18 protein-coding genes and 1 tRNA gene are annotated in these 20792 nt (G+C 72.0%); 11 read left to right on the top strand and 8 right to left on the bottom strand.

Annotated features, from left to right (window positions below; all coding sequences use genetic code 11):
• Positions 1 to 878: ATP-dependent helicase C-terminal domain-containing protein (locus KSNIM_RS28070; RefSeq protein ID WP_317634061.1), on the top strand; the 878-nt coding region annotated here is incomplete at its 5' end.
• 7 nt (positions 879 to 885) lie between these two features.
• Here the strand turns inward: KSNIM_RS28070 and KSNIM_RS28065 are convergent.
• The 3 genes from KSNIM_RS28065 to polA all read right to left on the bottom strand — a co-directional run bounded on the left by KSNIM_RS28065 (position 886) and on the right by polA (position 5042).
• A complete protein-coding gene (locus tag KSNIM_RS28065; protein WP_263105908.1) occupies positions 886 to 1479 on the bottom strand; it encodes a DinB family protein in 594 nt (197 codons plus the stop codon).
• 155 nt (positions 1480 to 1634) lie between these two features.
• Positions 1635 to 2084, bottom strand: coding sequence for a hypothetical protein (locus KSNIM_RS28060; protein WP_263105907.1), 450 nt, complete (start codon positions 2082 to 2084; stop codon positions 1635 to 1637).
• Positions 2085 to 2363: 279 nt separating this feature from the next.
• Positions 2364 to 5042 carry a DNA polymerase I gene (gene polA, locus KSNIM_RS28055; RefSeq protein ID WP_263108136.1) on the bottom strand — a complete coding sequence of 893 codons (2679 nt, stop codon included), beginning with the start codon at positions 5040 to 5042 and terminating at the stop codon, positions 2364 to 2366.
• A 252-nt stretch (positions 5043 to 5294) separates the two neighbouring features.
• Between polA and KSNIM_RS28050 the strand changes: the two genes are divergently transcribed.
• From KSNIM_RS28050 to KSNIM_RS28020, 7 genes are all read left to right on the top strand, one after another.
• Positions 5295 to 5750, top strand: a complete 456-nt coding sequence (locus tag KSNIM_RS28050; RefSeq protein WP_263105906.1) for a PaaI family thioesterase — start codon at positions 5295 to 5297, stop codon at positions 5748 to 5750.
• Between the two features lie 129 nt (positions 5751 to 5879).
• Positions 5880 to 6542, top strand: coding sequence for a Tat pathway signal sequence domain protein (locus KSNIM_RS28045; protein ID WP_263105905.1), 663 nt, complete (start codon positions 5880 to 5882; stop codon positions 6540 to 6542).
• A 287-nt stretch (positions 6543 to 6829) separates the two neighbouring features.
• Positions 6830 to 8056, top strand: a complete 1227-nt coding sequence (locus tag KSNIM_RS28040; RefSeq protein ID WP_263105904.1) for a branched-chain amino acid ABC transporter substrate-binding protein — start codon at positions 6830 to 6832, stop codon at positions 8054 to 8056.
• Between the two features lie 168 nt (positions 8057 to 8224).
• On the top strand, positions 8225 to 9154 hold the full coding sequence (locus tag KSNIM_RS28035; protein ID WP_263105903.1) for a branched-chain amino acid ABC transporter permease: 930 nt from the start codon (positions 8225 to 8227) through the stop codon (positions 9152 to 9154).
• Positions 9155 to 9171: 17 nt separating this feature from the next.
• Entirely contained in the window at positions 9172 to 10998 is a 1827-nt protein-coding gene (locus KSNIM_RS28030) for a branched-chain amino acid ABC transporter permease (protein WP_263105902.1), read from the top strand.
• Positions 10999 to 11006: 8 nt separating this feature from the next.
• Positions 11007 to 11858 (top strand): ABC transporter ATP-binding protein, encoded by an 852-nt coding sequence (locus KSNIM_RS28025; RefSeq protein ID WP_263105901.1) that lies wholly within the window; start codon positions 11007 to 11009, stop codon positions 11856 to 11858.
• A complete protein-coding gene (locus KSNIM_RS28020) occupies positions 11855 to 12571 on the top strand; it encodes an ABC transporter ATP-binding protein (RefSeq protein WP_263105900.1) in 717 nt (238 codons plus the stop codon). The genes KSNIM_RS28025 and KSNIM_RS28020 overlap by 4 nt, the downstream gene beginning before the upstream one ends.
• Before the next feature lie 85 nt (positions 12572 to 12656).
• Here KSNIM_RS28020 and KSNIM_RS28015 read toward each other — a convergent pair whose 3' ends face one another.
• Positions 12657 to 13346: an ANTAR domain-containing response regulator gene (locus tag KSNIM_RS28015; RefSeq protein ID WP_411543785.1), complete on the bottom strand. Its 690-nt coding sequence runs from the start codon at positions 13344 to 13346 to the stop codon at positions 12657 to 12659.
• Between the two features lie 62 nt (positions 13347 to 13408).
• Here KSNIM_RS28015 and KSNIM_RS28010 point away from each other — a divergent pair.
• Both KSNIM_RS28010 and KSNIM_RS28005 read left to right on the top strand, forming a co-directional pair.
• Positions 13409 to 13491, top strand: a tRNA-Leu gene (locus KSNIM_RS28010).
• Between the two features lie 114 nt (positions 13492 to 13605).
• Positions 13606 to 14391, top strand: coding sequence for a helix-turn-helix domain-containing protein (locus KSNIM_RS28005; RefSeq protein ID WP_263105898.1), 786 nt, complete (start codon positions 13606 to 13608; stop codon positions 14389 to 14391).
• A gap of 19 nt (positions 14392 to 14410) precedes the next feature.
• Here KSNIM_RS28005 and KSNIM_RS28000 read toward each other — a convergent pair whose 3' ends face one another.
• Together KSNIM_RS28000 and pyk are read right to left on the bottom strand one after the other, a co-directional pair.
• Positions 14411 to 15403 (bottom strand): hypothetical protein, encoded by a 993-nt coding sequence (locus KSNIM_RS28000; protein ID WP_263105897.1) that lies wholly within the window; start codon positions 15401 to 15403, stop codon positions 14411 to 14413.
• Between the two features lie 185 nt (positions 15404 to 15588).
• A complete protein-coding gene (pyk, locus tag KSNIM_RS27995) occupies positions 15589 to 17016 on the bottom strand; it encodes a pyruvate kinase (protein ID WP_263105896.1) in 1428 nt (475 codons plus the stop codon).
• A 423-nt stretch (positions 17017 to 17439) separates the two neighbouring features.
• Between pyk and KSNIM_RS27990 the strand changes: the two genes are divergently transcribed.
• On the top strand, positions 17440 to 19257 hold the full coding sequence (locus KSNIM_RS27990) for a bifunctional metallophosphatase/5'-nucleotidase (protein WP_263105895.1): 1818 nt from the start codon (positions 17440 to 17442) through the stop codon (positions 19255 to 19257).
• Here KSNIM_RS27990 and KSNIM_RS27985 read toward each other — a convergent pair.
• Both KSNIM_RS27985 and KSNIM_RS27980 read right to left on the bottom strand, forming a co-directional pair.
• Positions 19254 to 20078, bottom strand: coding sequence for an aminotransferase class III-fold pyridoxal phosphate-dependent enzyme (locus KSNIM_RS27985; protein ID WP_263105894.1), 825 nt, complete (start codon positions 20076 to 20078; stop codon positions 19254 to 19256). The two genes, KSNIM_RS27990 and KSNIM_RS27985, sit on opposite strands and share 4 nt — an antisense overlap.
• Positions 20005 to 20792: aminotransferase class III-fold pyridoxal phosphate-dependent enzyme (locus KSNIM_RS27980; protein WP_263105893.1), on the bottom strand; the 788-nt coding region annotated here is incomplete at its 5' end. The genes KSNIM_RS27980 and KSNIM_RS27985, both read right to left, overlap by 74 nt.

Genomic DNA, 20792 nt, shown 5'->3' with positions numbered 1-20792 from the left:
AGCTCGGCCGGGGCTCGCTGCTCTCCGGCGCCGAGTGGCTCGCGGTCGCGGTGGCCGACCGCCCGGCGGGCTCGCCGTCGGCCCGGGTGCAGCGGGCCGTCGCCCTCGACGAGGCCACCGCGCGACGGGCCGGCGCCGCCCTGGTCACCGAGCGCGAGGAGGTGCACTGGTCGGCCCGCGAGGGCGGGCTCACCGCCCGGCGGGTCGCCCGGCTCGGCGCGGTGGAACTCACCGCGGTGCCGCTCACCGACCCGGACCCGGTGCTGGTGCGGGCCGCCCTGATGGACGGGCTCGCCCGCGAGGGCGTCTTCGCGCTGCTGTCCTGGCCGCCGGCCGCGGAGGGGCTGCGGGAGCGGCTGGCGTTCCTGCACCGCGTGCTCGGCGACCCGTGGCCGGACGTCTCCGACGGCGCACTGCTGGAGCGGGCCGGGGACTGGCTGGAGCCGGAGCTCTCCCGGGCCCGGCGGCGGGCCGATCTCGGCCGGATCGACACCACCGCCGCCCTGCAGCGGCTACTGCCCTGGGCGAGCGGCGAGGCCGGGCGGCTGGACGAGCTGGCGCCCGAGCGGCTCACCGTGCCGAGCGGCTCGAAGATCAGGGTGGACTACTCGGGCGAGCGGCCCGTGCTCGCCGTGAAGCTCCAGGAGCTGTTCGGCTGGCAGGCGGCCCCGGCGCTGGCGGGCGGGCGCGTCCCGCTCACCGTGCACCTGCTCTCCCCCGCCGGCCGCCCGGCCGCGGTCACCGGCGATCTCGCCTCCTTCTGGCGGGACGGCTACCGGGCCGTCCGTGCCGACCTCCGCGGCCGCTACCCCCGCCACCCCTGGCCGGAGGACCCCACCACCGCCGAACCCACCCGCCGGGCCAACCCGCGGCGGTGAGGCGCCGTCAGGCGGTGCCCGCGACCGGGGCGGGTTCCCAGGGGCGGAACCACGGGTCGGGCCACTGCTCGGCCGCCGCCATCAGCGGGTAGAGGGTGGCTCCGTCGAGGGTCTCGCGGATGATGTCGGCGTGCCCGCCGTGCCGGGCGGTCTCCTCGATGAGGTGCAGCAGGACCCACCGCACCGACCAGGCCTCGACGTCGGCGGGGAACCACGGCAGGCCCTTGGGGACGGGCACCGGCCGGCCGAGGTCGGGGAGGCCGGCGACGATCTCGTCCGTCTCGGCGGCGGCTGCCGCGTAGTCGGCGAGCACGCCCGCGAGCGTCTCGCGGGGCCCGAGGACGAAGTCGGAGGCGTCGTCCTCGTCGGCGGCCCGCTCGGGGCCGCGGCGCCGCTGCAGGACGAGGTCCATCCAGCCGCGCTCGCAGCGGGCGGCGTGCTTGATCAGTCCGGCGATGCTCAGCTCGCTGGCGGAGGGCGCCGACGTGGCCTGCTCGTCGGTGAGCCCGTGCGCGGTGACGCGCAGGCACTGGCGCTGCTGGTCGAGGTAGGCGAGCAGCGCGTGGCGCTCGTCGGTGACGGGTGGGACGTGTCCGGGCATGCCAGGGTGCCTCTCGGGTGGGTCGGATCGGCCGCGGAGCGGCGCGCTCGCCCGCAGGGACGACCCTCCCGCCCGACGGCGGGGCAGGTCAAGACGGATCGCAAAGAATTTCTGAAAGTTGCAGCAAGGAATTTCGGTTGCCGGCCGGAGAGCCGTCACGGGGTGCGGGGCAGCGGGATTCCGGTCTTCACCGGGTCACAGGTCATGATCTCCCCGGCCGGATTGGTGGCGCAGCCGGTGGCGTGGGTGGTGGTGCCGCCGTCGTTGTGCGGGTCGTCGGTGCCGGGGCTGATCCGCCAGGGCGGCGTCGAGGTGGCCCGGCGGGTGGTGGCGGCTTTGGGTGCCCGTGATGGGGTCACCCGGGGCGATGCGGCGCCGGTGGGGGACACGGACGGGGAGGGCGTCGGCGGGGACGGCGCCGCCGTGGTCGCCGACAGGGCCGACGGGGGGGCGGAGGCGGCCGGCACCGGCGGCCCGGCCGCCGGCGGGTGCTCCGACCCGCCGGAGAGCGCCCAGGCGCTGCCGCCGACCGCCAGCAGCGCGACACCCGCCCCGGCGCCGATCAGTACCCGGCGCCGGCGGCCCGCTCTCTCGTCCTGGTCCATCTCCGCACTCCTCTGCGATCTTGAATCGGGGTGCGCGGAATCTAGGCCTTCTCTCTCGGATCAGCGCGCGGCGGTGGGCGCCCGGCTGGGCGGGCCGGCGGATCGTCCTCGTACTGGACCGTCCGTGGACGGTTCGCCGGTGCGTCCAGGCTGGGGACACCTCCCGGCCCCCTTGGGACGGGCGGAGATGCCCGGCGCCGCGCGCCCGGCAAGATCCGAAAGAGAAGGTCTGGACAGGACCGGGCCGCCCGCCGCAACGGGGGCGGCCCGGTCGGTCGGTCAGTGGGCGGCGGCCTCCCAGTCGGGGCCGTCGCCGACCGAGACGTCGAGCGGGGCGCGCAACGGGTAGGCGCCGGCCATCTGCTCGCGGACGAGCGCCTCGACCTGCTCGCGCTCGCCGGGCGCGACCTCCAGCACGATTTCGTCGTGCACCTGGAGGAGCATCCGGGTGCCGAGGCCGGCCTCGGTGAGGGCGCGGTCGACGTTCAGCATGGCGATCTTGACGATGTCGGCGGCGGAGCCCTGGATGGGGGCGTTGAGGGCCATCCGCTCGGCCATCTCGCGGCGCTGCCGGTTGTCGCTGGTGAGGTCGGGCAGGTAGCGGCGGCGGCCGAGCAGGGTCTGGGTGTAGCCGACCGCGCGGGCCTCCTCGACCACGTTGTGCAGGTAGTCGCGGACGCCGCCGAAGCGCTGGAAGTAGGTGTCCATCAGGCCCTGGGCCTCGGCCGGCTTGATACCGAGCTGCTGCGAGAGGCCGTACGCGGAGAGGCCGTACGCGAGGCCGTAGGACATCGCCTTGATCTTGCGGCGCATCTCGGCGTCGACGGCGTCCCGGGCGACCTCGAACACCTGGGAGGCGACCGTGGTGTGCAGGTCCTCGCCGCTGAGGAAGGCCTCGATCAGGGCCTCGTCCTCGGAGAGGTGGGCCATGATGCGCAGCTCGATCTGCGAGTAGTCGGCGGTGAGCAGCGACTCGTAGCCCTCGCCGACGACGAAGGCGCGGCGGATGGCGCGGCCCTCCTCCGTGCGGACGGGGATGTTCTGCAGGTTCGGGTCCTGCGAGGAGAGCCGGCCGGTGGCGGCGACCATCTGGTTGAAGGTGGTGTGGATGCGGCCCTGCGGGGAGACCGTCTTGAGCAGGCCCTCGACGGTGGTGCGCAGCTTGGCCTGGTCGCGGTGGCGCAGCAGGATCACCGGGAGCTCGTTGGTGGTCTGGGTGGCCAGCCAGGTGAGCGCGTCGGCGTCGGTGGTGTAGCCGGTCTTGATCTTCTTGGTCTTGGGCAGGCCGAGCTCGCCGAAGAGGATCTCCTGGAGCTGCTTGGGCGAGCCCAGGTTGAAGGGGTGCCCGGCGGCCGCGTGCGCCTCGTCGACGCAGCGCTGGATCTCGGCGGCGAACTGGGACTCCAGGCCGGTGAGCCAGTCGCGGTCCGCGGCGATGCCGTAGCGCTCCATCCGGGCGAGCAGCTCGGCGATCGGCAGCTCCATGTCGTGGAACAGCTCGGCGGCGCCGACCTCGGCGAGCCGGTCGTCGAAGAGCTCGGCGAGGTCGAGGATCGCCCGGGCCTGGACCATGAGGGCGCGGGCGGCGGCGCCGGAGTCCTCGTCCGGGGCGTCGAAGGAGAGCTGGCCGGTCTCGGCCGCCGCGGCGGGGGCGAGCGAGCGGGCGAGGTACTCCTCGGCGAGGACGTCGAGGGTGAAGGTGCGCCGGCCGGGCTTCTCCAGGTAGGCGGCGAGGGCGGTGTCGGCGGTGACGCCGCCGATCCGCCAGCCCTGCTCGGCGAAGGCGCGCATGACGTGCTTGGCGATGTGCAGCGCCTTGGGGTGGTCCGGGTCGGCGAGCCAGGCGGTGAAGGCCTGGTCGTCGGCCTGGTCGAGGGCGGCCGGGTCGAACCAGGCGGCGGTCTCGCCGGCGGCGAGGGCGACCTCCTGGACGCGGCCGGTGCCGAGGGCCCAGGTGTAGACGGCGGCGATCGCGGTGCGGCCCTTGCCGTGCTCGGCGAGCCAGGCGGTGAGCGCGCCGGGTTCGGTGAGCAGCTCGCCGTCGACCTCGGGGCCGGCGACGGTCTCGGGGGCCTCGGTCTCGGCGGCGCCGGCCGGGTCCATGGCGTAGACCCGCTCGCGGAAGTTCGGGTTGCGGAACTCCAGCGACTCCATGATCTGGCCGACGGCCGGCTTGTCGAAGGGCCGGCGGGCGAGGTCGGCGACGCCGAGCGGCAGGTGGACGTCGCGCACCAGCTCGGTGAGGATCCGGTTGCGCTTGACCGAGTCGAGGTGCTCGCGGAGCTTCTCGCCGATCTTGCCCTTGACCTCGTCGGCGCGGGCGACCAGCTCGTCGAAGGAACCGAACTGGTTGACCCACTTCGCGGCGGTCTTCTCGCCGACGCCGGGGATGCCGGGCAGGTTGTCGGACGGGTCGCCGCGCAGCGCCGCGAGGTCGGGGTACTGGGCGGGGGTGACGCCGTACTTCTCGGCGACCTTGTCGGGCGTGTAGCGGGTGAGCTCGGAGACGCCCTTGGTCGGGTAGAGCACGGTGACGTGCTCGCCGACGAGCTGCAGGGAGTCCCGGTCGCCGGTGACGATCTGCACCTCGAAGCCGTCGGCGGCGGCGGCCGTGGCCAGGGTGGCGATGATGTCGTCGGCCTCGAAGCCCTCGGCGGTGATCCGGGGGATGCCCATCGCGTCGAGCAGCTCGCCGATCAGGCCGACCTGGCTGCGGAACTCGTCCGGGGTGGCCGAGCGGTTGGCCTTGTAGTCGGGGAACTCGACGGAGCGGAAGGTCTGCCGGGACAGGTCGAAGGCGACCGCGAGGTGGGTGGGCCGCTCGTCGCGCACCGTGTTGGCCAGCATCGAGGCGAAGCCGTACACGGCGTTGGTCGGCTGCCCGGTGGTGGTGTTGAAGTTCTCCACCGGCAGCGCGTAGAAGGCCCGGTAGGCCATCGAATGCCCGTCGAGCAGCATCAGCCTGCGCTGCCCGCCGCCCGCCGCGTCCTTTCCTGCGTCCGGCACAGCCTTGCCCGCACCCTGCACAGCCACGTCAACGTCCGTTCCTGCCGGTTCCTCTGCCACGCCTCGATCCTAGGGCGCGGCACCGACACGGTCCGCCACTGCGCCGGGGCGGCGGCGGTGTCGGGGCCGACCGCCCTGGCGGGCCGGGGCCGGTCGTACGATCACAGACAGCACGACGACGTGACCCCCACCGGCAGGAGCACCATGACCGACGCGGCCCCCGTAGTACTGAACGTGCCCCAGGACGTCCTCGACCACTTCGCGAAGCTCGGGGTCAGCCCGGAGACCTTCTCCGGCGGGCACCTGGGCGAGAAGCTCGGCATCCGGATCACCGAGGCCTCGCCGGACCGGGTGGTGGGCACGATGCCCGTCGAGGGCAACCAGCAGCCGTACGGGCTGCTGCACGGCGGCGCCTCGGCGGCGCTCGCCGAGACGCTCGGGTCGATCGGCGCGATGCTGCACGCCGGGCCGGGTCGGTACGCGGTGGGCGTCGACCTCAACGCCACCCACCACCGGTCGGCGACCTCCGGCCTGGTGACGGGTGTGGCGACGGCCGTCTTCAAGGGCCGCACCGCCGCCACCTACGAGATCGCGGTCACCGACGACACCGGCAAGCGGATCACCAGCTGCCGGCTGACCTGCATGCTGCGCGACCTGTAGCGCCGGACCCGCCGCGCGCCGTCCCGCCGCGCACCCGCCGTTCCCCGGCGGGTGCGCGGCGGTTGCGTTCGGGATCCGTTTGGGCACGGCCGGTCGGGGGCAGATCCTCCCGGACGAGGGGGCACCAGCATGTCCGGCGCACGGCACGGCGGAGCCGAACCCGGCGGTCACGGATACCTCGGCCCGATCGAGCCGGCCGAGGGGACCGAGGCACCGCCGCCCCCGCCGCTGCCCTTGCACCGTTTGCTGAGCAGACGTCAGAAGGTCGCGCTCACCGTGGTGTTCGCCGCGGTGGTCGCGGTGCTGACGCTGCGCCACCCCGGGCGCGATCCGACGCCCCGGCCCGCGGCCGAGGTGCCGCCGGTGCCCTCGGTCGTCTCGCACCTGCACTACGCCGGGCCGGTGTCGCCGCCGGCCGGGCCGGGGCGGGTCTTCGCGCTCCGGGTGTCGGCGGAGGCGGACCGGCCGTTCGACGTGGTCGCGGTCCGTCAGAGCTATCCCGGCCTGTCCGTCGTGGTGACGGGCGGACTGCCCGTGACCGTCACCCCGGAGCGGCCTGTGCTGCTGACCGTGGAGTACCGGGTCACGGACTGCGCGGGGGCACCGCCGGACGCCGGCATGCCTTTCCTCGATGTAACGCTGCGTAACACGCGCGCAATCGAGACCGTGAGCCAGATCCTCGGCACTCAGTACGCCCGCGACCTGTCCGAAAGGCTTCATTCGGCGTGCCCGATTTCCGGTTACCGGACGCAGGTGTCCGCACACGCAGTGACGAACACTCATGTCCGATAGTCGAACACCGCCGGTAGCAGGCGTTTTCCTGTACGACACCGTTTCGGTGGGCGAGACGACACTTAGCAGCCCGCGCAGAACGGGGCGCGGATGACCAATATTCGAGATTTTCGAAGAGGTCCGCATAACAAGAGAATCACAGCATGTCCGCAGGTCTGCCGGAGCCTGCCGAAGCCGTTCTAGAGTCACGGCCAGTCACCGCGCCAACCGATCGGGCCAGGCCCCCAGCGCGCGACCCGGCACCGCCACTCCGGCGCACTGCCTACCTGATCCAGAAGGGGAACTTCGTGCGTAACCGTTCTCTGCTTGTCGTGAGCATCGCAGTCGTCGGAGCTCTCACCGTGTCCGCCTGCGGTTCCCGCGGTGAGAAGTCGAGCGCCAGCGGCGACGCCGGCGGCACCACCGTCACCATCGGCGTCGACGCGCCGCTGACCGGTCCGCTCTCCGCCCTCGGCCTCGGCATCCAGCACTCCGTCGAGCTGGCCGCCAAGATCGCCAACGACAACAAGGAAGTTCCCGGCGTCACCTTCAAGGTGAAGGCCCTGGACGACAAGAAGTCGCCCCAGGAAGGCCAGCAGAACGCCACCGCCCTGGTCGCCGACAAGAGCGTCCTCGGCGTCGTCGGCCCGCTGAACTCCGGTGTCGCCCAGTCGATGCAGCAGGTCTTCGAGTCGGCGAGCCTGGTCGAGGTCTCCCCGGCCAACACCAACCCCGCCCTGACCCAGGGCGAGAAGTTCGAGACCGAGAAGAAGCGCACCTTCAAGACGTACTTCCGCACCGCGACCACGGACGCCATCCAGGGCCCGTTCGCCGCGCAGTACGCCTACACGGACCTCGGCAAGAAGACCGCCTACCTGATCGACGACAAGAAGACCTACGGCGTGGGTCTGGTCGGCGCCTTCCAGAAGGAGTTCACCAAGCTCGGCGGCACCATCAAGGGCCAGGACCACATCGACGAGAACAACCTGGACTTCTCGGCCGTGGTCACCAAGGCCAAGGCCGCCGGCGCCGACGTCATCTACTACGGCGGCGAGTACCCGCAGTCCGGCCCGCTGTCCGACCAGCTCAAGAAGGCCGGCGTCACCGCCCCCGTCTTCGGCGGCGACGGCATGTACGACCCCGAGTACATCAACAAGGCCAACAAGAACGCCAACGGCGACTTCGCGACCTCCGTCGGCGCCCCGGTCGAGTCCCTCGACTCCGCCAAGAAGTTCGTCGCCGACTACAAGGCGGCCGGCTACTCCGACCCGTACGCGGCCTACGGCGGCTACTCCTACGACGCCGCCTGGTCGATCGTCCAGGCCGTCAAGGCCGTCGTCGCCGACAACGGCGGCAAGGTCCCGTCCGACGCCCGCGCCAAGGTCGTCACCGCGATGAGCAAGGTCAGCTTCGACGGTGTCACCGGCAAGGTCGGCTTCGACGAGTACGGCGACGCCGTCAACAAGCAGCTCACCGTCTACACCGTCAAGGACGGCGCCTGGGCGGTCGCCAAGTCCGGCACCTACGCCGGCTGACCCACCCCCGGTTGATCCACGGCCGACCCACACGGCCGCATCCGGAGCAGCACGCAACAGAACGAACCACCGGCGGGGGCGCTGAGAACCAGCGTCCCCGCCGTCCCACAACGGTTCGTCCCCACCCCGCAAGCGAACCCCACCCCGAATCCACTCGGAGGCCCAGCGGTGCACGAACTGCCGCAGCAGCTGGCCAACGGCCTGATCCTCGGCTCCCTCTACGGGCTGATCGCGATCGGCTACACAATGGTCTACGGCATCGTCCAGCTCATCAACTTCGCCCACGGCGAGATCTTCATGACCGGTGGGTTCGGAGCCCTCACCACATACTTGATCCTTCCCCCCGGCACCGGACTCTGGCTCGCCCTGCCCCTCATGCTCCTGGGCGGCGTGCTGATCTCCGTGATCGTCGCCGTGGCCGCCGAGCGCTTCGCCTACCGCCCGCTGCGCGGTGCCCCGAAGCTCGCCCCGCTCATCACCGCGATCGGCCTCTCCCTCGCGCTCCAGCAGGTCGTCGAGCAGTTCTACCCCGGCGCCAAGTCCGGCCGCAGCTTCCCGCAGCTGCCCGGCGGCCCGTACCACATCGGCAGCGTCACCCTGCAGCCCGCCGACATCTTCCTCTTCGTCGCCGCCCCGCTCTGCATGGGCGCGCTCGCCGCCTTCGTCGGCAAGACCCGCACCGGCCGCGGCATGCAGGCCACCGCGCAGGACCCCGACACCGCGAAGCTGATGGGCATCAACACCGACCGCATCATCGTGATCGCGTTCGCGCTCGGTGCCGCCTTCGCCGCGGTCGCCGCCGTCGGCTGGGGCCTGCGCTACGGCCAGGTCTCCCCCACCATGGGCTTCCTCGCCGGCCTCAAGGCCTTCACCGCGGCCGTCCTCGGCGGCATCGGCAACATCTACGGCGCCATGCTCGGCGGCCTCGTCCTCGGTGTCGCGGAGGCCCTCGCCACCGCGTACATCCAGGAGATCCCCGGCATGCACCAGCTCGGCGGCGGCTCCTGGGCCAACGTCTGGGCCTTCGTCCTCCTGATCGTCGTCCTCCTCGTGCGGCCACAAGGCTTGCTCGGTGAGCGCGTCGCGGACCGAGCCTGAGGAACGGAGCAGCCACCATGACCACCACCAAGAGCCCCGCCCTCCCGCTGCCGCTCCCGGCCGCCAAGGCGCTCGTCCTCGCCGGCGGCCTCGCCACCGCCGCCTCCACATTCATCCACTGGACCTGGACCTCGGAGTTCCCCGGCGACCTCACCGTCGACGGCTACCCCGGCGGCCTGCAGATCCTCACCCTCGCGGCCGGCCTGCTGATCGCCCTCTTCTCGCTGCCGCTGTACGGCGTGAAGGGCACCCGCTGGCTCACCCCCGCCGGCCCCAACGCACCGGTGCTCGTCCTCGGCGCGGCCGCCGCGGCCACCACCTGGTTCACCCTGATCGCGATCGCCACCGAACTCGGCGGCCTCGCCAACCTGGAGCCCGGCGGCTGGATCGCCGGCGTCGCCTCCCTGCTCCCCCTGATCGGCGCCCTCGGCCTGCCGCAGACCGGCCCCACCGTCGGACTCCCCTCCTCCGGCGGCGTTCTCGCCATCACCCGGCACTACCTGGGCTCCTTCACCCGCCTCGTCGGCCCGAACCCCGACCTGGCCCCCGTGAAGCCGCTCAACCGCTGGGTCGAGACGCTGATCATCATCGCGGTCGCCGGCCTCGGCCTGACCGTGTTCACCTACGGCATCGTCACCGAGTACGGCGAGCTGTTCATCGGCTTCCTCATCCTCACCGCGCTCGGCACCTGGGCCCTGATGCGCGCCGGCCTCGTCTCCCGGCTCACCGCCCTCACCGCCCGCCACCGCGGCACCACCACCGCCGCCGCCTTCGCCGCGGCCGCCGCCTTCCCCTTCACCCAGAGCGACGACCACTTCGCCTCGGTCGGCGTCAACATCCTGATCTTCGCCACCGTCGCGCTCGGCCTGAACGTCGTCGTCGGCCTCGCCGGCCTCCTCGACCTCGGCTACGTCGCCTTCCTCGGCGTCGGCGCCTACGCCGCCGCCCTGGTCTCCGGCTCCACCAGCTCCCCCGTCGGCCTGCACCTGCCCTTCTGGGGCGCCGCACTGGTCGGCATGGCCGCGGCCCTGGTCTTCGGCGTCGTCATCGGCGCCCCGACCCTGCGGCTGCGCGGCGACTACCTCGCCATCGTGACCCTCGGCTTCGGAGAGATCTTCCGCATCGCGGTCAACAGCCTCGACGGCGTCTCCGGCCCCAAGGTCACCAACGGCCCCAACGGCATCCGCAACATCCCCGACCTCGACATCCTCGGGTTCGACTTCGGCCAGGCGCACACCTTCGGGTCCTTCACCCTCGGGCGCTTCGCCAACTACTTCCTGCTGATGCTGCTCGTCACCGCGTTCGTCGTGACGGTCTTCAGCCGGGCCAACGACTCCCGCATCGGCCGCGCCTGGGTCGCCATCCGCGAGGACGAGACCGCCGCGCAGGCCATGGGCATCAACGGCTTCAAGCTCAAGCTGCTCGCCTTCGCCCTCGGCGCCGCGCTCGCCGGCCTCGCCGGCACCGTCATGGCCCACGTCAGCTACAGCGTCGTCCCCGACCCCTACCAGTTCGCCGGCGCCGTCCCGCCCAACAGCGCCTTCCTGGTCGCGGCCGTCGTCCTCGGCGGCATGGGCACCATCGCCGGCCCGCTGCTCGGTGCCACCCTGCTCTACCTGATCCCGGAGAAGCTCGTCTTCCTGAAGGAGTACCAGCTCCTCGTCTTCGGCATCGCGCTCGTCCTCCTGATGCGCCTGCGGCCCGAGGGCCTCATCGCCAACCGCCGCGCCCAGCTCGAGTTCCACGACAAGGACACCGACACCGCGGCCCCGGCGGAGACCGACGACGCACCCGCCAGCACCGACCCCGGCAGCACCGCCGGCCTCACCACCGCAGGGGCGTGAGACACACCATGACCACCCAGACCGTCCCGGCCCCCCGCCCCGAGGGCACCGCGGCCGCCACCCCCCTGCTCGAAGCCAGCGGCGTCGTCATGCGCTTCGGCGGCCTCACCGCCGTCAACAACGTCGACCTCACCGTCAACACGGGCGAGATCGTCGGCCTGATCGGCCCCAACGGCGCCGGCAAGACCACCTTCTTCAACTGCCTCACCGGCCTGTACGTCCCCACCGAGGGCACCGTCCGGTACCAGGGCACCGTCCTGCCGCCCAAGCCCCACCTGGTCACCTCCGCCGGCATCGCCCGGACCTTCCAGAACATCCGGCTCTTCGCCAACATGACCGTCCTGGAGAACGTCCTCGTCGGCCGCCACACCCGCACCAAGGAGGGCCTGCTCTCCGCCCTGCTGCGCGGCCCCGGCTACAAGAAGGCCGAGGCGGAGGGCCGCGAGAAGGCCATGGAACTCCTCGAGTTCATCGGCCTCGACCACAAGGCCGACCACCTCTCGCGCAACCTCCCCTACGGCGAGCAGCGCAAGCTCGAGATCGCCCGCGCCATGGCCAGCGAGCCCGGCCTGCTGCTGCTCGACGAGCCCACCGCCGGCATGAACCCGCAGGAGACCCGCGCCGCCGAGGAGCTCGTGTTCGCGATCCGCGACAAGGGCATCTCCATCCTCGTCATCGAGCACGACATGCGGTTCATCTTCAACCTGTGCGACCGCACCGCCGTCCTCGTCCAGGGCCAGAAGATCGTCGAGGGCGACAAGGAGACCGTCCAGAACGACGAGCGCGTCATCACCGCCTACCTCGGTGCGCCCCTCGAGGGCGCCACCGACACGGCAGCAAGCACGGAGGCAGACCAGTGACAGCTCTTCTCGAGGTCGAGGACCTCCGCGTCTCGTACGGCAAGATCGAAGCCGTCAAGGGGATCAGCTTCTCCGTCAAGCAGGGCGAGGTCACCACGCTCATCGGCACCAACGGCGCCGGCAAGACCACCACCCTGCGCACCCTCTCCGGGCTGCTGAAGCCGACCCAGGGGAAGATCACCTTCGACGGGCAGGCGCTCTCCACGGTGCCCGCCCACAAGATCGTGTCGCTGGGCCTGGCCCACTCCCCCGAGGGCCGGCACATCTTCCCGCGCATGAGCATCGAGGAGAACCTCCTCCTCGGCGCCTTCCTGCGCAAGGACTCCGCCGGCATCACCGAGGACGTCGAGCGCGCCTACGCGCTCTTCCCGATCCTCGGCGAGCGCCGCAAGCAGGCCGCGGGCACCCTCTCCGGCGGCGAGCAGCAGATGCTCGCCATGGGCCGCGCCCTGATGTCCCGCCCGAAGCTGCTCATGCTGGACGAGCCCTCCATGGGCCTGTCCCCGCTGATGATGCAGAAGATCATGGCGACCATCGTCGAGCTCAAGGCCTCCGGCACCACCATCCTGCTCGTCGAGCAGAACGCCCAGGCCGCGCTCTCGCTCTCCGACCGGGGCTACGTCATGGAGACCGGCCGCATCGTGCTCACCGGCACCGGCGCGGACCTGCTCCACGACGAGTCCGTCCGCAAGGCCTACCTCGGCGAGGACTGACCCGGCGCACGCAACAGGAGGCCCGGCCGCATCAGCGGCCGGGCCTCCCGGCGTTCCCGGTGCGCGCCCCCGGGGCGGTGTCCTGTCAGCCCTCGCCCTTGCCCGCGTCGGCCTTCTTGCGGTCCTGCGCCTCGCCCTCCTCGATCACGGCCTGCGCCACCGCGGCCATGGTCATCCGGCGGTCCATCGAGGTCTTCTGGATCCAGCGGAACGCGGCCGGCTCGGTCAGCCCGAACTTCGTCTGCAGCACGCTCTTCGCCCGGTCCACCAGCTTGCGGGTCTCCAGCCGCTGCGAGAGGTCCGCGATCTCCTCCTCGAGCGTCCGCATCTCGGTGTAGCGCGAGACCGCCATCTCGATCGCCGGCACCAGGTCGCTCTTGCTGAACGGCTTCACGATGTAGGCCATGGCGCCGGCGTCGCGGGCGCGGTCGACGAGCTCGCGCTGCGAGAACGCCGTCAGCATCAGCACCGGGGCGAGGTGCTGCTCGTGGATCCGCTCGGCCGCCGACAGACCGTCCAGGACGGGCATCTTCACGTCCAGGATCACCAGGTCAGGCTTCAGCTCCTCGACCAGCTTCACCGCCGTCTCGCCGTCCCCGGCCTCACCGACGACGGTGTATCCCTCCTCCTCCAGCATCTCCTTGAGATCCAGGCGGATCAGCGCCTCGTCCTCGGCGATGACGATTCGGGTGATCTGGGGCGAGTCGATCTCAAGCGGCTGGGGCTGCTCGTCGGCGGTGCTCACGGGGCTCCTTGTTCCGGCGGGGTGCTGCATGCACGAGCCTACCTAGCTGCGGCATCAGACGCGCACAGGGTATCCTGCTCACGCCCAGCCGAGCCGGGTTGGTGGAACGGCATACACGGATGTCTCAAACACATCTGCCCGAGAGGGCTTGCGGGTTCGAATCCCGCACCCGGCACCTTTGATTCCTTGCGATTCGCAGGCGTTACCGCCAATTCGGCAGTTTCACCATCACGGGTGAGTTCGTCCCCTTCCACTCCGCGCGCGAACCTCCCGGCCGCATCGTGGACACATGACCGATCCCACGGTGAGCGAGCAGGCCGTCCGGCTGCTGCGCGAGGGCGTGCCCAACGCGGAGGTGGCCCGCCGACTCGGGGTGCCGCCCGGCACCGTCGCCTGGTGGAAGCACCGGGACAACGCCCGCCGCGGAGAACTGCCCGGCCGCAAGCGGTCGACCTGCCCGCACTGCCACGGCGACCCGCTCGACACCGCCGCCTACTGCCACCTGCTCGGGCTCTACCTCGGCGACGGCCACATCCTCCATCCTCCGCGCCAGCGGGCACCGCATCTCACCATCACCTGCGACGACCGGTGGCCCGGCGTCATGGACTCGGTGGAGCAGGCGATGCGGCGCGTCCTGCCCAACAACTCGCCGTGCCGCGTGCGGCGCGAGGGCTGTCACGACGTCAAGGTGTACTCCACCCACCTGGTCTGCCACTTCCCCCAGCACGGGCCGGGCCGCAAGCACGAGCGCCGGATCGTCCTGGAGCCCTGGCAGCAGGCCGCCGTGGACGCCCACCCGTGGGAGCTGCTGCGCGGGTTGCTGCACTCGGACGGCTGCCGGATCACCAACTGGGCCACCCGCACGGTCGGCGGCACCGTCCGCCGCCATGAGTACCCACGGTGGTTCTTCACCAACACCTCCGCCGACATCCTGCGCATTTTCACCGACACCCTCGACGCGGTCGGCGTCGAGTGGCGGGCGTCGGTGCCGCGCCCCCGGGGCCAGGTGAACGTCTCGGTGGCGCGGCGGGCCTCGGTGGCGCTGGTGGATGCGCACGTCGGCCCGAAGTGGTGACCCCCGGGTGCGGGGCGGGTCAGCCGACGGGGCCTGCGGCCGTGACGCCGGTGACGTGGAAGACCGCGGTGGCGGGAGTGCCGTTGTGGTCGGGGTCGGTGACGGTGAGGGTGTAGTCGCCGTCGGTGGCGCCGCTGAAGACGAACCAGGCGGCCTGGTTCTGACGGGTGGGCCGGTCCGGGTAGATGGCCTCGATGGGGGCGCTGCTGGGGCCGACCTCCTGGCCGCCGGGCAGGCGCAGGCGGAGGCTGTCGCCGCTGACGGCCATGCCGGCGGGGCCGACGGTGCCGGTCATGTCGTAGGTGAGGTAGAGGGCGCGCTCGCCGAGCTTGAGGGGGGTGTTGGCGGTGTCGGCGCGCAGTTGGGCGCTCTTGAGGGTGAGGGCGAGTCGGCCGCCGGTGACGGTGTGGCCTGCGGGGAGGGCGAGGTCGAGGGGCTTGAGGTCGGCGGCGGTGCGGCCGCCGGTGCCGAGCGGGAGGATCGCCTGGTTCTGGCCGGGGTCGCCGAGCACGAAGGAGGCTCCGTCGAGGGTGAAGCCGGCGGGGGTGGTGAAGGTGATCGGGAGGGTGTTGCTCGCGCCGGGGGTGGGCGGGACGGCGGTGCCGTGGTCGCCGGCGAGGGGCGTGCCGTTGACGTCGACGGAGAGGGTGGGCCAGTCGTTGACGGGGGTGGTGCGGAAGGTGTTGGTGACGGTGGTGGTGAGGACGAGCCGGCCGCCGGTGGTGTCGGTGGCGGGCGTGGTGGCGGCGGTCTTGACGTCGAAGCGCAGGCCGCCCCAGTAGACGGTGCGGCCGATGGTGGTGGTGCCGGCGGCGCTGCCGGCCGTGGTGTGACCGGCGGCGGTGGCGGCGCCGGTGGCGGTGGCCTTGGCCGGCGGCGCGGCAGGGCTGTTGGTGCCGTCGGGGGTGCACGCGGTGGCGAGGCCGACGGCGAGGAGGACGGTGGCGGTGGCGAGGGCATTGGCTCGTGCGGTGCGGGGTCTCGCGGTGCGGGGTCTGGCGCTGCTGCTCATGGTCGGTGCTCCCCTTCGGGCGGCCCTGCTGCCGGGCCGGTCGAGGGGAACGTACCCGCGGCGGGTGGGCGGGAGGCGGGCTGTCACCGGATGGGGACGGTTCCGGTGCGCCGTCGGGGTGTTCGCAGCGGCGGTGTGACGGTGCGGCCCCCACCGGGGCGGGGGCCGCGGGTGAACGGGCTGCCTCAGTTGTCGAGTTCGCCGACGTGGTGGACGCGGACGAGGTTGGTGGATCCGGCGAGGCCGGGGGGCGAGCCCGCGGTGATGACGACGATGTCGCCCTTCCGGCAGCGGCCGAGGCCGATGAGTTGGGCGTCGACCTGGGCGACCATCTCGTCGGTGGTGGGGACGAACGGGCCGAGGAAGGTCTCCACGCCCCAGGTGAGGGCGAGTTGGCTGCGGACGGCGGGTTCGTAGGTGAAGGCGAGGACGGGGATGGGCGAGCGGTAGCGGGTGAGGCGGCGGGCGGTGTCGCCGCTCTGGGTGAAGGCGATGAGGTACTTGGCGTGCAGGAAGTCGCCGATCTCGGCGGCGGCGCGGGCGACGGCGCCGCCCTGGGTGCGGGGCTTGTTCCGTTCGGTGAGCGGGGGGAGGCCGGCGGCGAGGACGTCCTCCTCGGCGGCCTCGATGATGCGGCCCATGGTGCGGACGGTCTCGACGGGGTACTTCCCGACGGAGGTCTCGCCGGAGAGCATGACGGCGTCGGTGCCGTCGAGGACGGCGTTGGCGACGTCGGAGGCCTCGGCGCGGGTGGGCCGGGAGGCGTGGATCATCGAGTCGAGCATCTGGGTGGCGACGATGACCGGCTTGGCGTTCCGCTTGGCGAGCTTGATGGCGCGCTTCTGGACGACGGGCACCTGCTCCAGGGGCATTTCGACGCCGAGGTCGCCGCGGGCGACCATGATGCCGTCGAAGGCGTCGACGATGGAGTCGAGGGCGGCGACGGCCTGCGGCTTCTCGATCTTGGCGATGACGGGGATCCGGCGGCCCTCCTCGTCCATGATGCGGTGGACGTCGTCGGCGTCGCGGCCGCTGCGGACGAAGGAGAGGGCGACGATGTCGGCCCCGAGGCGGAGTGCCCAGCGCAGGTCGGCGACGTCCTTGTCGCTCAGCGCGGGCACGGAGACGGAGATGCCGGGGAGGTTGAGTCCCTTGTGGTCGGAGACGAGGCCGCCCTCGAGGACGGTGGTGCGGATGCGGGGGCCGTCGACGGCGGTGACCCGGAGGCAGACCCGGCCGTCGTCGACGAGGACGTGCTCGCCGGGGAGGACGTCCTCGGCGAGGCCGGCGTAGGTGGTGCTGCAGAGGTCGCGGGTGCCGGGGACGTCCTCGACGGTGATGGTGAACTCGTCGCCGCGTTCAAGAAGTACGGGTCCGTCGGCGAAGGTGCCGAGCCGGATCTTCGGGCCTTGGAGGTCCACGAGGATGCCGACGCTGCGGCCGCTCTCGTCGGCGGCCTTGCGGACCCGGTGGTAGCGCTCCTCGTGTTCGAGCCAGGAGCCGTGACTGAGGTTGAACCGGGCGATGTCCATGCCGGCCTCGACCAGGGCCTTGATCTGGTCGTACGAGTCGGCGGCGGGCCCGAGTGTGCAGACGATTTTTGCTCGGCGCATGCCTGTAGAGCGTAGGGATTACCGGGGCGTAACAACGGTGTTCCGGCGGGCTGCCTTGCGGCTGTTGCAGAAAGTTTTGATTAACAACCTGACACAACGTGAGCTTTGGCGCTGTGAGATCGAGTTGGCGCCCGGAGCGGTCGTCGCCGACCTGCGGGAACGCGTCGGGCGGCCGGGGTCCGTGGCCGGGAGAGGGGGTCGGAGGGTGAGTCGGGTCGCAGCGGGTTGACGGTGTGTCGGGCCGGCGGCGGACCGGCCGGAGTCATGTCGAGGTCACCGACATCTCACCTGTCCGCAACGTCGGGGGGCTGTCGCGGGGGGCGATTTGGCGGCAGACTTCTCCGCGCGTTTCTCTACGCGCGTCACCACCGGTCGGCGGCACCGCCGCCGACCGTCCGTCACCGCCCCACGCTGGAGTCCTCCATGCCCCTGAACCGCCGTGAGTTCGTCTCGCGCTCGGCCGCCACCGCGGCCGGCGCCGCCCTGGCCGGCGGTCTGCCGGTCGTCGCGGCCGCCCCGGCCGCCGCGGCCCAGGGCGGGGACGACGCCCGGAAGGCCCCGCAGAAGCAGAGCTTCACCGTGATGGGCACCACCGACCTGCACGGCCGGGTGCTCAACTGGGACTACTTCACCGACGCCGAGTACGACGACAAGGCGCACAACGACGTCGGTCTCGCCAAGATCTCCACCCTGGTGAAGCAGGTCCGCGAGGAGAAGGGCTGCCACCGCACCCTGCTGATCGACTCCGGCGACACCATCCAGGGCACCCAGCTCGCCTACTACTACGCCCGCGTCGAGCCGATCACCGCCAAGCGCCCGCCGCGCCACCCGATGGCCGCCGCGATGAACGCCATCGGCTACGACGCCGCCGCCCTCGGCAACCACGAGTTCAACTACGGCATCCCGCTGCTGCGCGCCTACGAGGAGCAGCTGGACTTCCCGCTGCTCGGTGCCAACGCGCTGTACGCCAAGAACGAGCGGCCCGCTTTCGATCCGTACGTCATCAAGGAGATGCACCTCGGGCACGGCCGTCCGCTGCGGGTCGGCATCCTCGGCCTGACCAACCCGGGCATCGCGATCTGGGACAAGGCCAACGTGTCCGGGAAGATGGTCTTCCCGGGGATCGTCGAGGCGGCGAAGAAGTACGTGCCGCGGATGCGCGCGGCCGGCGCGGACGTCGTCGTGGTCTCCTCGCACTCCGGTGCGGACGGCGCCACCTCGTACGGCGACCAGCTGCCCTGGGGCGAGAACGTGTCGGCGCAGCTCGCCGAGGAGGTGCCGGGCGTCGACGCGGTGCTGGTCGGCCACGCGCACAAGGAGATCCCTCAGCGGCTGGTGGTGAACAAGCAGACCGGCAGGAACGTGGTGCTGTCCGAGCCGCTGTGCTGGGGCCAGCGGCTGACCTGCTTCGACTTCGAGGTGGAGTTCTCGCGCGGCTCCTGGCACGTCACCTCGGTGAGCTCGCGGGTGCTGAACTCCAACACGGTGCCGGAGGACCCGGCGATCGTGAAGCTGATCGCGGGCCAGCACAAGAAGGTGGTCGCTTACGTCAACCAGGTCATCGGCACCTGCAAGACCGAACTGTCCATCGCCGAGGCGCCGTTCAAGGACGTGCCGATCATCGACCTGATCGGCCGGGTGCAGGCGGACACGGTGAAGGCGGCGCTGGCGTCGACCGAGTACGCGAGCCTGCCGGTGCTGGCGCAGGCGGCGCCGTTCAACCGCACCGCGGTCATCCCGGCGGGCGACGTGCGGCTGCGCGACGCGGCGGGTCTGTACATCTACGAGAACACCCTGGAGGCGCGCATCCTGACCGGCGCGCAGATCAAGGACTACCTGGAGTTCTCGGCGCGGTACTTCGCGCAGTTGGCGCCCGGTGTGCCGGTGGACCTCGGCACGCTGACCAACGCCGGCTCCACCCCGGACTACAACTACGACTCGGTGTACGGCGTCTCGTACGACATCGACGTCGCGCAGCCGGTGGGTTCGCGGATCGTCGGCCTGTCGTTCAACGGTGCGCCGATCGACCCGGCCGCACAGTTCGTGCTGGCGGTGAACAACTACCGTGCGGGCGGCGGCGGCAACTTCCCGCACGTGGCGGCGGCGAAGCAGGTGTGGTCGAACTCCGACGAGATCCGCAACACCATGATCGCCTGGGTGAAGGCCAAGGGCGTCATCGACCCGGCCGACTTCGGCGGCGTCTCCTGGCGCCTGGTCCGTGCGGGCGTGCCGCTCTTCTAGGTCGCGCGCCGCTGTTCCGGGGCGTCTTCCGCGCCCCCGTCCGTTCCGGTCCGTCCGGTGCGGGTGGGGGCGTCGCCGTGCCTCCCTCGGCCCACGCGTCGCTCGGTCCGCGCACATCTCGTCGAGGAAGGCGTCGAGGACGCCGAGGTAGGTGTCGATGTCGGCGGTGTCGTGGGCGAATCCGGCGTGCGGGCCGGAGGAGCCGATGGCGTCCCAGACGCCGCGGTTGGCGAAGTAGACCCGTCGGGCGTCGGTGAACAGCGGGTCGAGGCCGGCGTCCGCCTCGCGGGCGTTGCGGGGCAGCTCGGGTCGCAGGCGGTAGCCGGAGCGGGCACCCAACCGGTGGGCGCCCACGGCAGTCCGCGGCTGCGGGCGGCGGCCTCGATGCCGTCGGCGAGGCGGTCGCCGAGACCGGCGATCCGCCGGTGCTCGGCCGGGGTCATCAGTTCGGTGAGGACGACGCCGGCCCAGGCCGGGGACAGCGCGTTGGCGTACGGCGTGCCGCCGAGCGCGATCCCCACGATGTCGCCGAGTTCGTCGGCGAGCTGGGCGGCGAGCTGGGTGGCGACCAGGTCGGCGAGTTCGCCGGTCATGCCGAGGGCGCCGATCGGGATGCCGCCGCTGATGCCCTTGCCGCCGGTGACCATGTCGGGCGCGATGCCGTAGCGGGTGACGGCGCCGCCGTAGCGGTCGAACTGGGTGTGGGTCTCGTCCATCACGAGCAGCGTGCCGTGGCGGGTGCAGGCCTCACGGAGCCCGGGCAGGAAGCCGGGTTCGGGCAGGACGGTGCCGCAGTCGTGGAGCACGCCCTCGATCAGCACCGCCGCGCAGCCGTGACGGCTCAGGACCCGCTCGGCGGCGGCGAGGTCGTTGAAGTCGACGACGGCGATGTCCGGCGGTGCGGCCAGTCCGGTGCACCGGCACCAGGCCGGAGCCGTCGTCGGTCCAGAGCGTCTCCTGCAGCTGGCCGTGGTGTTTGCCCGCGAACAGCGGCACACCCCGCCGGCCGGTCGCCACCCGGGCGATCCGCAGCGCCTCGGTGTTGGCGTTCGACGCGGAGAGGCTGAACTGCCACTGCGGGAGACCGAAGCGCAGCCGCAGCTGCTCGCAGACGGCGAGCGCGGGCTCGGACGGCGGGAACGGCTGGACGCCGCGGGCGGCCTGGGCGGCGACGGTCTCGGTGAGCCGCGGGTGTGCGTAGCCGAGGACGGTCGACATGTCGCCCACGTCGAAGTCGAGGTAGTGGTTGCCGTCGACGTCGGTGAAGTGCGGCCCGTGGCCGTGGGTGACCCACAGCACCGGGGTCCGGTAGAAGCCGGCCATCCACTGCATGGGCACGCCGCCGGGCATCCGGGTGCGGGCCCGGACCGTCAGGGCCAGCGAGCCGGGCACGCGGGCCCGGAAGGCGGCGTCCTCGCGCTCGCGGATCGCCGTCAGGGCGCGGCGCTGCCCGGCATCGGGGGCGGGGGCTTCGGTGTCCATCGGCGTCCCCTTCGTGCTCGCGGCCGCAGCGGCCGGGCGGGCCCGCAGGAGCG

This window comes from Kitasatospora sp. DSM 101779, from assembly GCF_025655475.1.
In the GTDB taxonomy this organism is placed as follows: domain Bacteria; phylum Actinomycetota; class Actinomycetes; order Streptomycetales; family Streptomycetaceae; genus Kitasatospora.
Note: the sequence above shows the minus strand (reverse complement) of the source record. Positions and strands in the feature narration are given on the sequence as shown.